This is a genomic window from Cupriavidus sp. C1SS-2L (assembly GCF_057073735.1).
On the sequence record NZ_CP172709.1, the window covers coordinates 2,648,676 to 2,660,818 of the forward strand.

Genomic DNA, 12,143 nt, shown 5'->3' on the forward strand with positions numbered 1-12,143 from the left:
CATCATGACCCGACCCATTACTCATATCGTCGTCTTCCTGGCAGGCCTGGCCGTCGTGGGCTGGATCGGTGCCGGCTACGCGGGCACTAATGCGCTGGCCCTGGCCGTCACGCTGCTGATCGGCGGCTTCTACCTTGCAGGGGCGTTCGAACTGAAGCGCTACCGTCAGGCCACGTCCTCGCTGGCGCAGGCCATCGCGGGGCTGACCGAGTCGCCCGCGGGCCTTGCCGGCTGGATTGAACCGCTGCATCCGAGCCTGCGCAATGCCGTGCGCCTGCGCGTCGAAGGCGAGCGCACGGCCCTGCCCGGCCCGGCGATGACGCCGTATCTGGTCGGCCTGCTGGTGCTGCTCGGCATGTTCGGCACGTTCCTGGGCATGGTGGCAACACTGCGCGGCACCGGGATCGCGCTCGAAGGCGCCGCGGACCTCGACGCCATCCGTGCGTCGCTGGCCGCTCCGGTCAAGGGGCTGGGCTTCGCGTTCGGCACGTCGGTCGCCGGCGTCGCCACCTCGGCCATGCTGGGCCTGCTTTCGGCGCTGTGCCGGCGCGAGCGCATCGAGACCGCGCAGGCGCTCGACGCTCGCATCGCCACCACGCTGCGCCCGTTCTCGCGCGCGCACCAGCGCGACGAGGCGTTCCAGCTGCTGCAGCGGCAGGCCGACGTGATGCCCACGCTGGTCGACCGCCTGCAGGCCATGATGACCACCATGGAGCAGCAACACCAGGCCATGTCCGACCGGCTGGCCGCCAGCCAGGCTGCGTTCCATGACCGCACCGACGCGGCATACGGCCGGCTCGCCGACGCCGTGCAGCAGTCGCTGACGCAAAGCATCGCCGACAGCACGCGCACCGTCAGCGCGGCGATCCAGCCGGCTGTCGAGGCCACCATGGCAGGCATCGCACGCGAAACCGCGGCGCTGCACACCACCGTCACGGACGCAGTGAAGCAGCAGCTCGATGGCCTGTCGACCCGTTTCGAGGCCACCACGGCCACGGTCGCAGACCTTTGGCAACAGGCACTGGCCGGGCACCAGCGCACCAGCGAGGCACAGGCCAGCGACCTGCGCGCCACGCTCGATGGTTTCGCGCAGACGTTCGATCAGCGCTCGGCCGGCCTGCTCGAAAGCGTGGCCACGCGCCTGGATGCCACGGCGGCCAGTGCAGCTGGGGCCTGGAACGACGCGCTGGCGCGGCAGGCAAGCCTCGGCGAGAAGATGGCCGGCGACAACCGGCAGGCCGTGGCGAATGCCGCAGCCGCGTTCGAGCAGCAAGCGGCTTCGCTGGTGCAGGCCGTGGCCCGCACCCATGCGGACCTGAAGCAGGAACTGTCCGCGCAGGACGCCCAGCGCCTGCAGACGTGGGCAGACACGCTCGGCGCGGTTGCGGCGACCCTGCGCAGCGAACTGGAACAGGCCAGCGCCCGCAGCGCGAGCCACCAGCAGGAAACCGCCGCTACGCTGGCGCAAACCGCGCGAGATATCTCCGCCGAGGCTCGCACGCACGCCAGCAGCACCATTGCCGAGATCGACCGTCTAGTGCAGGCCGCAGAACATGCTCCGAAAGCCGCTGTCGCGCTGCAGGAAGAACTGGCCTCTCGCGATCAGCAGCGCCTGACCGCGTGGACCGAGGCGCTGGCAGGCATGGCCGCGACGCTGCGCGCGCAGATGGAACAGGCAGGTACGAACGCCGCTGAGCAGCAGCAAAGGATCACCGAAACGCTGGCGCAGACCGCACGCGATATGTCGGCCGAGGCCCGCACGCACGCCAGCACTACCATCGCCGAGATCGACCGTCTAGTGCAGGCAGCAGAGCTGGCCCCGAAGGCCGCTGTCGCGCTGCAGGAAGAACTCGCCTCCCGCGACCAGCAGCGCTTCACCGCGTGGACCGAGGCGCTGGCCACCATGGCCGCGACGCTGCGCACGCAGATGGAGCAAGCCGGCGAGCAATCGTCCGACCGCCACCAGGCCATCACCGAAGCGCTGGCACAGACTGCCCGCGATATCTCGAACGAAGCCCGCACGCACGCGAGCAGCACGATCGCCGAGATCGACCGCCTCGTGCAGGCAGCAGAACTGGCCCCGAAGGCCGCCGTCGCGTTGCAGGCCGAGATCGTTGCGCGCGAGGAGCAGCGGATGGCCGCCTGGACCGAAACGCTCAGCGCCATGGCATCGTCGCTGCGCCAGGAATGGGAGCAGACCACCGCGCAGACCGTCAGCCGCCAGCAGGACATCTGCGACACGCTGGCGCAGACCACGCGCGACATCTCCGCACAGACGCACGCACAAGCGAGCCACACCATCGCCGAAGTCTCCCGCCTGGTGCAGGCCGCCACCGAAGCGCCCAAGGCCGCGGCCGAAGTCATCGCCGAACTGCGCCAGAAGCTCACGGACAGCATGGCGCGCGACAACGCGATGCTGGAAGAGCGCAGCCGCCTGCTTGAAACCCTGGGCACGCTGCTCGACGCCGTGAACCATGCGTCCACGGAGCAACGCGTGGCGGTCGACTCGCTGGTCACCACCACGGCTGGCCTGCTGGACCGTGTCGGCACGCGCTTCCACGAGCAGGTCGAGTCCGAGACTGGCAAGCTGGCCACCGTTGCCGCACAGGTCACGGGCAGCGCAGTCGAAGTCGCAAGCCTCGGCGAAGCGCTCGGCGTTGCCGTTCAGGTGTTCAGCGAGTCCAATGACAAGCTCATGGCCCATCTGGAGCGCATCGAGACCGCGCTCGACAAGTCCATGACGCGCAGCGATGAACAGCTTGCCTACTACGTGGCACAGGCGCGTGAAGTCGTCGACCTGAGCATGCGGTCGCAGAAGCAGGTGCTTGAGGACCTGCAGCAACTCGCCGGGCAGCAGGCATCCAACGCAGAGGCCGCATGAGAGACGACATCGACGCCGGCGTCGAGCCGTCGGTACCCGCATGGGCCGTATTTGGCGACCTGATGACGGTGGTGCTCGGCGCGTTCGTGCTGATTCTGCTTGGCGTCATCGGCGCCCAGATGGAACTGACGGCCCGGCTCGAGAAAGAGGCGAAGCAGCGCCAGGAAGAAATGCAGCGCCGCGAGAGCCTGGAAAAGGCGCTGGCGGCCCCGCTGGCCGCCGGCCGCGTGACGCTGGTGAACGGCCGCATCGGCATCAATGGCAGCGTGCTGTTTGCGATCAACTCGGACCAACTCCAGCCACAAGGCCGTGACGTGCTGAAAAGCCTGGCCGGCCCGCTGTCGGCCTATCTGCGCTCGCGCGACGAGATCCTGATGGTCAGCGGCTTTACCGACGACCAGCAGGTGCGCGAACGCAACCGCCGCTTTGCCGACAACTGGGAACTGTCCGCCCAGCGCGCTTTGACCGTGACTCGCGCGCTGATCGATGCCGGCATTCCGGCCGCTTCCGTGTTCTCGGCCGCGTTCGGCGCGGAGCAGCCAGTGACATCGAATGCCGACGAAGCCGGCCGCGCCAGGAACCGGCGCGTGGAGATCGCCCCGGTGCCGCGCGTGTCGATGGGAACGGCCAAACCCCATGGCTGACGACGCCATGCAAGACACCCTGATGGCCTGGCGCGAAAGCGGCGCAGACCGCGTCGACCCCGTACGGTTTCGCCTGATCGAAGCGATGGCACGGCGCGCGGCCGCGCACAGCGGCGACGCGCGCCGGCTGCTCGATGACAGGCTTGCCGAACTGGTCAGGGCTTACGGGGATGCAGTGGGGGACGCCGAATGCCCGAGCGACACCGCGAGCGGTGCGCCTCGAACACCCCTGCCCGTGCGCGGCGCGCTGGCCGACGTCGTCGACTACATCGCGAGCCGCGTGCAGGAGCCGGACGCCATGCCCGCCCGCAGCGCCGCGACGCCGCGCAACACACCACGTGTGGAACCCGGGCTGATCGATTACTTCCGCGACACCTGGACCCGCGTCAGCGCCGGCCAGCAGTTGCAGCAGTCGCTGGAGCGCGTCCCCGAGCATGCGGGACCGCTGAATTCCAGCCATCTCGTCCACCGTTCGCTGACGCTGATGCGCGAGATGTCGCCGGAGTACTTCGAGCAGTTCCTGTCGTACGTGGATGCGCTGACGTGGCTCGAACAGATGAGCAGCGGCGGTGCCGTGGCCAGCAAGGAAGCCCCGCGCGCCGGCGTCGTGAAGAAGGCCACCAGAGCCCGGACGCGCAAGTAAGGCACCGGCACGCATGCCGTATCTGCCCTTGGTGGCAGGGAAGCCGATCTTCTAGGATAGATACGCTAGCGAAACGACCGTCCAGGCAGAGCGCCCCATATGACGCTGAAGAACCACGTGACGGTTACGAAGCCTCAGGAGGTAACAGCTATGCCTGCCACCAGGATCGAGATGTGCGACGGCGATGGCGACGGAGTCCTGGCCATCCGGGATGACGGCGCCGAATTCTCGGGCGTCGCACTGGACCTCTCCAATACGTTCGGTGAAGACGTCGTCGCGGATCTGGACAAGCATCAGTTGCTTGACTGGTGCGAGCGGGTCGCGGCGCACCTGCGGGCCCAGGGCGTTACGCCGAGCGCGGGCGCGGCGGGAAGCTACGTCAACAAAACCAGCCAAAGCCATGCGAAGGAGCAGCCCGGCGTCGACGACCTTGTGCAGTCGGCGGCATCCTGATCAAGACAAAAAAAGACGCTCGGCAGACACCGAGCGTCTTTTTTGGGCTTATCGGCCAATGGGGGACAAGCCCCCGGAACAGCAGCCCGATCAGGCAACCTTGCGCAGGAAGCCCTGCTGCCCCCCATTGCGATTGGGCGCGAAGCCGTTGGCCTGCAGCGTTTCGTCCACGGTGTCATAGAATTCACCGATCCGGCACATTTCGCGCGCTTGCCGGGCGGTTGCGATCGGGCGGCTCATCTCTTCCGAGATCCGCACCAGTTGCTCGATCTGCGCCACCGTGCCCATCTTCTTGGTACGCGTCTGGTTCCACAGCGTGTCTTCGGTGCCGCAACGGACATGCAGGCCCATCGCAATGCCCATCGTGTTCACCGGCAGCACGTTGCACACCGAGCTTTCCACCGTCAGCACGGCGCCATCGGGCACGGCGCGCACGAAGTTGGCCAGGCTGTAGACGCTCGGCGAGTCCATGCCCCCGCCAATCGCCACCCAATTCAGGACCAGCGGGCCCTTGTAGATGCCGCGGCGCATCAGGCGCTCGACGGACTCGAAGCTGTTGAGGTTGTAGCACTGGAACGCGCTCTGGATGCCAGCCGCGGTCAGACGGCGCACGTGTTCCTCGACCCAGCCCGGCTGCGCCGGCACGGTCATTTCCTTGTAGGCATTGAAGACCTCCGGGTCCTCCATGGAGCTGCCGACGATGTCGCGATGATCGAACTGCTCAAGGATGTTCATCTGCGACGTATTGACGGTGACCGTCACCTGGTCAGGCGTGGGTTCCAGTTCAGCCAGCATATGGCGCGTGTCGTCCGAAAGCCACTTGGCGGCCGCGCCTTCCGATTCGGGCGCGAAGCTGATCGATCCGCCGACCTGGATGATCATCTCCGGAACGCGGGCACGGACACCGGCGATCAGTTCATTGAACTTGGACAGGCGCTTCGAGCCCTTGCCGTCGAGTTCGCGTACATGCAGGTGCAGTACGGTGGCACCTGCGTTGTAGCAATCCACCGCTTTCTGGATCTGGTCTTCCATGGTGACCGCGATGTCCTCGGGGAAGTCCGAGGGCATCCATGAGGGCGCATAGGGTGCGGCCGTGATGATCAGCGGTTGCTGGTTTTCGGGGAACAGGTGTCCGTCAAGGAAGTTCATGGCAAGTCAGGAAAAGGATTTGGGAGGGGTTCCGGCACTCCCGAATCCAGGAAGGCCGACAAGGCTGTAGTCTAGGAATCCCGAGCCTTCCTATCTCTCTCATTTGACGACATAGGCATCTCATTTCATGACAAAATGAGTAGGACTACGGTTCTGCGCAGCGCGGAATCGGACCACACGCTGCATGGACGAGACGCGATGGGCACGTTGATGCGTACCGGGACGCTGACCAACTTTCTCAAGGTTGCGCAGCAACTGGACTTTGACCCTCAGCCGCTGCTGCGCAAGCTGGGGTTGACCAAGGAAATGCTTGCCGACCCGGAATGCCTGATTCCCGGGAGTGCTTCCGTCACCTTGCTGAAAGAGTCGGCACGCCTGACCCAATGCCCGACCTTCGGACTGCGCGTGGCCGAGCGCTGGCAGCTGTCCGACCTCGGCGTCATCAGCGTGCTGCTCACGCACCAGAGCACCCTGCGCGACGCCGTTGGCACCCTGATCCAGTATCGGCACCTGCTGAACGAGTTCCTGGTCATCCGCATGGAGGATGCCGGCAGGAAGGTGATCGTGCGCGAGGAACTCGTCGCGGATGAGGCCGGCACCTCCATACAGTCGACCGAACTGGTGCTGGGCTCGCTGTCACGCCTGTGCAGCACGCTGATGGGCGCCACGTGGCACCCGCTGAGCGTCCATTTCACCCACGATCCGCCACCTGACCTGCGGCTGCACCGCCGCGTGTTCGGCGGCAAGCTGGAATTCGCCAGCTCGTTCAATGGCATGATCTGCCGCGCGGCGGACATGGATTTCCCCAACCCCATCGCCGACCCCGTCATGGCACGCCACGCGCGGCGCTTGCTCGAGGGGCTGCCGGGTGCCAAAGAGCCGTCCATCGTGCTTGAAGTGCGAAAGGCCATCTATCTGTTGCTGCCCTTGGGGCGAGCGACCATCGAGCAGGTAGCGCAGGGCCTTGGCATGAACGTGCGAATGCTGCAGCGCCAGCTCGAAAGCGCGGGGATGGTGTTCTCGGACATGGTCAACGGCGTACGGCGCGATCTCGTCATCCACTACATGGACAACAAGAGCTACACGCTGGGGCGCATTGCCCAGTCGCTCGGATACTCGGCCTATGGCTCCTTCGTACGCTGGTTTGCCGCGCAGTTCGGCATGACGCCGACACGGTGGCAGAGCCTGCGCCAGCAAAAGGAAGACGGCCGGAGTCCGATCCAGATCCACAGTTGACGCGACCCGCGCGTCTGGGTGATGAATTCTATACATCACTTTTTGACGCCTTATAGGCTCCCCGCCCTCTCCGGCCCCGACAAAGCCTCTGCTTTCCATCGAAATATCTATACGGCCGCTACAAAAGATTCACTTCTGCTTGCCGGGCACATCGCTCAGCATCTGTTTATCTCTGGTCACGTGGCCAGGCCAGAGCCTGCGCTTCGCAAGCGCCGCCCGGCGCAAGCCCCGGCTGCCTGTATCCACTGCGTCCCCCGTACGGAGATCCAGAGAATGCTTGCTCAAATCGCTGCGATGTATCGCTACTTCATGTCGGTCGTACCGTTCCGGCTGACGCCCGCCATCATCAGCACGGTCGTGCTGGTCACCTTGCTGCTCCTTCCGGCCCCCGAAGGCCTGAAGCCCGAGGCCTGGCATCTGGTCGCCATCTTCCTGACGACGATCGTGGCCATCATTCTCAAGGTGATGCCGATCGGTGTGATGGCGATGATGGCCATCGTCATCGTCTCGCTGGCGCAGGTGACGTCGAACTCCTCGAAAGGCGCCATTGCCGACGCGCTCAGCAGCTTCGACAACCCGCTGATCTGGCTCATCGTGGTCGCGATCCTGATCTCGCGCGGCCTGAAGAAGACCGGACTTGGCAGCCGCATCGGGCTGATCTTCATCTCGCTGCTCGGCAAGCGCACGGTGGGCATCGGCTACGGGCTTGCGATCTGCGAACTGGTGCTGGCGCCGTTCACGCCCAGCAATACCGCGCGCGGCGGCGGCATCGTGCATCCGATCATGAAGTCCATCGCCGGCGCGTTCGACTCGGATCCGGCCAAGGACACGCAGGGCAAGGTCGGCACCTACCTGGCGCTGGTCAACTACCACGCGAACCCGATCACGTCGGCCATGTTCGTGACCGCCACCGCGCCGAACCCGCTGGTGGTCGACTATGTCGCCAAGGCCAGTGGCGGTGCGCTGAATCTCAGCTGGACCACCTGGGCCCTGTGCATGCTGGTGCCAGGCCTGCTCTGTCTGCTGGTGATGCCGTTGATCATCTACGTGCTGCAACCACCCGAACTGAAGGCGACGCCCAACGCCATCGACTATGCGCGCGGCGAACTGGAGCGCATGGGCCCCCTGAGCGGACAGGAGCGCGTGATGATGGGTGTCTTCGCCGTGATGCTGGTGCTGTGGGCGAACCTGCCGGCGATGATTTTCGGCCCCGGCCTGACGCTTGATCCGACCGTGGTCGCCTTCCTCGGCCTGTTTGCGCTCATCATTACCGGCACGATCGACTGGGACGACGTGCTGTCGGAAAAAAGCGCCTGGGATACGCTGATCTGGTTCGGCGCGCTGGTCATGCTCGCCGAGCAACTCAACAAACTCGGGGTCATCACCTGGTTCGCGGCGGACATGCGCGACGCCATTGAGGCCAGTGGCATGGGCTGGCTCGCAACCGCTGCCGTGCTGGTGCTTGCCTTTGTCTTTTCGCACTACCTGTTCGCGAGCACCACCGCCCACATCAGCGCCATGATGCTGGCTTTCCTGACCGTGGGCGTGCACCTGATCCCGCAGCCCTACGTGCCCGTGTTCATGCTCATGATGACGGCCGGATCTGCGATCATGATGACGCTGACCCACTACGCCACGGGCACGTCCCCGATCATTTTCGGCAGCGGCTACGTAACGCTGGGACAGTGGTGGCGGGTCGGCGCCGTCATGTGCGTGTTCGAACTGATCGTCTTCGCCGTGGTAGGCGGTATCTGGTGGAAGATCCTGGGATTCTGGTGATCCTCACCCGATGCGCCGCCGCACAAGAGGGCTGATGCAGCGCGCGCATGGGGAATGGGTTCACTCCAGCGACACCCCCGTATCCGCCGTGAGCTTCAGTACCACCGGCAGATAGGCCTTGTAGGCGGCGACCGCTTCCCCAGGCAGATTGCCCAGCGGTTCCGCGCCCATGTCCTCGATCTTCTGGCTCACAGCCGGGGTCTTGACCAGCGCACTGACTTCGCGCCCCAGCCGCTCGACCGCCGCATCCGGCGTCTTCGCCGGCGCCAGCAGGCTGACCGGGCCAACCAGCGCAAAGGGCGTGTCCTTGTAGCCGGACTCGGCAAAGGTCGGCACGTCGGGCATCGCCCGCGCGCGGCTGGGGCCCACGACCGCCAGCGCCCGCAGGCGTCCGTCGGCAATATGCTGCTTGAGTGCCGTGATCGAGCCCACCGTCAGGTTCACCTGCCCGCCGAGCAGGTCGGTGATCATCGGCCCCTCGCCGCGGTACGGCACGTGCAGCATGTCGATCCCGTACGTCTTGTCCATATACGCCTGGATCGTGTGCGGCTGCGTGCCTGGCCCCCACGACCCCATCACCAGCTTGCCCGGCTGCTTCTTCGCGTAGGCAATCAACTCGGCTACCGTCTTCACTGGCACCGACGCATTGACCGCCATCACCGTGCGCGCGACAGCGACGTCGGAGATCGGCCGCAGGTCGGTGCGCGGATCGTACGGCAGCCGCTTGTAGAGCGCGATATTGGCCGTGAGCGGGCCCGGTATCGTCATCAGCAGCGTATAGCCGTCCGGCGCCGACTTTGCGACGTAATCCGTGCCGATTCCACCGCCTGCTCCCGCACGGTTCTCGACCACTACTGGCTGGCCCAGGCGGCGCGACAGGCCGTCGGCGACCGTGCGCGCCAGTGTGTCGGTCAGTCCGCCGGGCGGATACGGTACCACCATGCGAACGGGCTTCACGGGGTAGGTCTCGGCGCTCTGACCGACGCCAGGCACCAGCGACAGCGCCAGTGCCGCGGCGCCCAGTGCGCGCATGGAAATCGACAAGGTCCAGCGCCGTGCGGCGCGGACGGGACTGTGTACGGTCATGCTGTCTCCACATAGCCGGGCAGTGCCGCCCGCAGTGCATGCCATGGCGGGTCGCCCTGTTTTAATACACCGCATTAATTCAGACACAATGTAACAGAGGCCTGGCGCCGGCCGGCATGGTGGAAACCCCAATGCCCGCGCGCGTGGTCAGCGCCTACCCTGTTTCCACGGTTTAATACGATGAATTAAAAGACTACCGGAGACTGCAGATCGCCATGAACGCTCCCCGCACCCCTGCTTCCGACCAAGCCGCGCTGCTGCGCGACGCCGTCGTCTACACCTATCCGCTGTATGAAATGGCGCGCATGCGCGCCGCCACGTGCCCGCGGCGCCGCACCGACGGAACCTTCGCTGGCGACACGCCCGACACCACGCTGCGCTGGGTCAACCAGCTGTTCCACTCGCGCGCGCTGCTCGGTCCGCAGCACCGACAGGTCGTCACGCCGAACAACGACACGCTTTACACCAACGCCTGGCTTGATCTTTCGGAAGGACCGGTGTGCATCAGCGTGCCGGACACTGCGGGGCGCTACTACGTGCTCGGGCTGCTCGATGCCTACACCAACCCGTTCGGCGGGATCGGCAGCCGGACCACCGGCACTGGCGCCGGACGCTACCTGCTGCATGGCCCGCGCTGGCAAGGCGAGATTCCATCCGGCATGCAGGCGGTGCCGTGCCCGACCCATGCAATCTGGATGATCGGCCGCTGGCTCGTCGATGGCGAAGCCGACCTGCCGGCGGTGCATCGCTTGCAGGACGCCGTCAGCCTGACCCGCCCCGACGGCACGCCAGCCGCGCACGCATTCGACGTCGGCATGCAGCCCGGTGAGCGCGCTGGCGACCCGGTACGCTTCGCCACCGTGGTCAACCGCATGTTGCGCGACAACCCCCCGCCTGCGGAACAGGCAGCACATGTCGCCCGATTTGCCGCTGTCGGCATTGGCGCAGATTGCGATGCGGGGACGATGGACGATGCGCAGCGGAAAGCCCTGTCTGCCGCACTGGCAGCGCTCGATGCCGAACTCGCCGCACCGATCCCGTCGGACCTCGGCGGCGGCTGGTCCCTGCCGGTCGAGTTGCTGTCCACGTTCGGCGAACGCTATCTCGAGCGGGCGCTGGTGGCGCGCAACTACATTGGCGCGCTGGGCATGGAAGAGGCGATGTACCTGATCGCCGATTGCGATGGCGACGGGCAGCCCCTCGACGGCCGCGCCAGCTATGAACTGGTCTTTCCGGCAGACGGCCTGCCGCAGGTCGATGCGTTCTGGTCGCTCACGCTGTACCGAAAATCCGATTGCATGCTGGTGGAAAACCCGTTGTGCCGGTATTCGCTCGGGGACCGTTCACCGGCGCTGCAATATGAATCGGATGGCAGCCTGCGCCTGCTGCTGGGCTCGCGCGCACCGGCTGCTGCATCACTGCAAGGCAACTGGCTGCCTGCGCCCGATGAACCTTTCTATGTCGCATTGCGCCTGTACGTACCGCGCAAGGCTCATCTGGACAAGACCTTCGCGTATCCCCCCATCCGGCGCGTCAGTGCCTGAGCGCGTAATCGCATGAGCGCGTGACGTCATGCCGCTGCACGGGCAGCGGCAGCGCTCACCCCTTTCGCGCCTTGCCAGCGCGGCGCGGAGCGCTCGTGGTGCGCGTGACCGGTCCCGTGAGCCCTGCAGTGCAGTAGTCGGCCAGTTCGTCGACGGGCGGCGCGCCATGCTCGGCGCGCGTGCGCTGGTACCAGTCCGCCAGCGAAAAGACCGTGCCGTGGTTGAACCACATCAGGCGGTAGTCCATCACCTTCGCCGGCACGTCGGGCAGCGCGGCCATGACCATCCGACGCGTGCGCGCCAGCCCGGTCATCGCATCCTTGTCGAGCAGTTCCGCGTTGAAGAGCGTCGGGCTGAACATCGTCTGCGCGGCCACTTGCAGATAGTTTCCACCCCATGCCGTGTCGACCACGGTATCGGCCAGGGCACTGATCGATGCATGCACGATCGCGCGCACATCGCCTGCCTTGCCGGCGGCCTCGACTTCATCGAGATAGGCGTTGCGCAGCACGTTGACATGGGCCAGCCGCAAGTTCAGCAGATGGGCGACCAGCGCCTCGCGCGAACCGAAGTGGTAGTGCAAGGCCGAGCGGTTGCGCTGGCCCGCCTCGACCACGATCTGCCGCAGCGGCACCTGCTCGATGCCATGCTCGGCGAACAGCCGCTCCGCGATTTCCAGCATGCGCATGGCGGTTTCGCTTTGCTGTGCGGCGGCGGGTGTTGCCACC

The 12,143-nt window shown here is 65.9% G+C and carries 10 protein-coding genes; 7 read left to right on the forward strand and 3 right to left on the reverse strand.

All coding sequences use genetic code 11. The features are described 5' to 3' along the window. Window positions 1–4 precede the first annotated feature (4 nt). The 4 genes from ACIGJG_RS29995 to ACIGJG_RS30010 all read left to right on the forward strand — a co-directional run bounded on the left by ACIGJG_RS29995 (window position 5) and on the right by ACIGJG_RS30010 (window position 4,621). On the forward strand, window positions 5–2,881 hold the full coding sequence (locus ACIGJG_RS29995; RefSeq protein WP_483673633.1) for a DUF802 domain-containing protein: 2,877 nt from the start codon (window positions 5–7) through the stop codon (window positions 2,879–2,881). After that, window positions 2,878–3,525: an OmpA family protein gene (locus ACIGJG_RS30000; RefSeq protein WP_011300029.1), complete on the forward strand. Its 648-nt coding sequence runs from the start codon at window positions 2,878–2,880 to the stop codon at window positions 3,523–3,525. The genes ACIGJG_RS29995 and ACIGJG_RS30000 overlap by 4 nt, the downstream gene beginning before the upstream one ends. Next, on the forward strand, window positions 3,518–4,168 hold the full coding sequence (locus tag ACIGJG_RS30005) for a DUF2894 domain-containing protein (protein WP_011300028.1): 651 nt from the start codon (window positions 3,518–3,520) through the stop codon (window positions 4,166–4,168). The genes ACIGJG_RS30000 and ACIGJG_RS30005 overlap by 8 nt, the downstream gene beginning before the upstream one ends. A 99-nt stretch (window positions 4,169–4,267) precedes the next feature. After that, the gene (locus tag ACIGJG_RS30010) at window positions 4,268–4,621 is read left to right on the forward strand and encodes a hypothetical protein (RefSeq protein WP_011300027.1); all 354 of its coding nucleotides are present in this window, start codon (window positions 4,268–4,270) and stop codon (window positions 4,619–4,621) included. Between the two features lie 90 nt (window positions 4,622–4,711). Here ACIGJG_RS30010 and ACIGJG_RS30015 read toward each other — a convergent pair whose 3' ends face one another. Beyond that, window positions 4,712–5,770, reverse strand: coding sequence for a beta-keto acid cleavage family enzyme (locus tag ACIGJG_RS30015; protein ID WP_011300026.1), 1,059 nt, complete (start codon window positions 5,768–5,770; stop codon window positions 4,712–4,714). A gap of 198 nt (window positions 5,771–5,968) precedes the next feature. Between ACIGJG_RS30015 and ACIGJG_RS30020 the strand changes: the two genes are divergently transcribed. Beyond that, window positions 5,969–7,006 (forward strand): AraC family transcriptional regulator, encoded by a 1,038-nt coding sequence (locus ACIGJG_RS30020; protein ID WP_483673636.1) that lies wholly within the window; start codon window positions 5,969–5,971, stop codon window positions 7,004–7,006. Window positions 7,007–7,279: 273 nt separating this feature from the next. Continuing rightward, the gene (locus tag ACIGJG_RS30025) at window positions 7,280–8,785 is read left to right on the forward strand and encodes a DASS family sodium-coupled anion symporter (RefSeq protein WP_011300024.1); all 1,506 of its coding nucleotides are present in this window, start codon (window positions 7,280–7,282) and stop codon (window positions 8,783–8,785) included. Window positions 8,786–8,845: 60 nt separating this feature from the next. Here ACIGJG_RS30025 and ACIGJG_RS30030 read toward each other — a convergent pair whose 3' ends face one another. Further along, entirely contained in the window at window positions 8,846–9,871 is a 1,026-nt protein-coding gene (locus tag ACIGJG_RS30030; RefSeq protein ID WP_425332974.1) for a Bug family tripartite tricarboxylate transporter substrate binding protein, read from the reverse strand. A gap of 215 nt (window positions 9,872–10,086) precedes the next feature. On the opposite strand from ACIGJG_RS30030, the gene ACIGJG_RS30035 reads away from it, so the two are divergent. After that, complete coding sequence (locus ACIGJG_RS30035) at window positions 10,087–11,415, forward strand: DUF1254 domain-containing protein (RefSeq protein WP_140949253.1); 1,329 nt, start codon at window positions 10,087–10,089, stop codon at window positions 11,413–11,415. 55 nt (window positions 11,416–11,470) lie between these two features. Here ACIGJG_RS30035 and ACIGJG_RS30040 read toward each other — a convergent pair whose 3' ends face one another. After that, complete coding sequence (locus ACIGJG_RS30040; RefSeq protein ID WP_483673638.1) at window positions 11,471–12,142, reverse strand: TetR/AcrR family transcriptional regulator; 672 nt, start codon at window positions 12,140–12,142, stop codon at window positions 11,471–11,473. Between the last annotated feature and the right edge of the window lies 1 nt (window position 12,143).

What these genes read in the sequence shown, in the direction of transcription:
- ACIGJG_RS29995 (WP_483673633.1), top strand. Translation starts at nt 5, where the DNA reads ATGACCCGACCCATTACTCATATCGTCGTCTTCCTGGCAGGCCTGGCC.
- ACIGJG_RS30000 (WP_011300029.1), top strand. Translation starts at nt 2,878, where the DNA reads ATGAGAGACGACATCGACGCCGGCGTCGAGCCGTCGGTACCCGCATGG.
- ACIGJG_RS30005 (WP_011300028.1), top strand. Translation starts at nt 3,518, where the DNA reads ATGGCTGACGACGCCATGCAAGACACCCTGATGGCCTGGCGCGAAAGC.
- ACIGJG_RS30010 (WP_011300027.1), top strand. Translation starts at nt 4,268, where the DNA reads ATGACGCTGAAGAACCACGTGACGGTTACGAAGCCTCAGGAGGTAACA.
- ACIGJG_RS30015 (WP_011300026.1), bottom strand. Translation starts at nt 5,770, where the DNA reads ATGAACTTCCTTGACGGACACCTGTTCCCCGAAAACCAGCAACCGCTG.
- ACIGJG_RS30020 (WP_483673636.1), top strand. Translation starts at nt 5,969, where the DNA reads ATGGGCACGTTGATGCGTACCGGGACGCTGACCAACTTTCTCAAGGTT.
- ACIGJG_RS30025 (WP_011300024.1), top strand. Translation starts at nt 7,280, where the DNA reads ATGCTTGCTCAAATCGCTGCGATGTATCGCTACTTCATGTCGGTCGTA.
- ACIGJG_RS30030 (WP_425332974.1), bottom strand. Translation starts at nt 9,871, where the DNA reads ATGACCGTACACAGTCCCGTCCGCGCCGCACGGCGCTGGACCTTGTCG.
- ACIGJG_RS30035 (WP_140949253.1), top strand. Translation starts at nt 10,087, where the DNA reads ATGAACGCTCCCCGCACCCCTGCTTCCGACCAAGCCGCGCTGCTGCGC.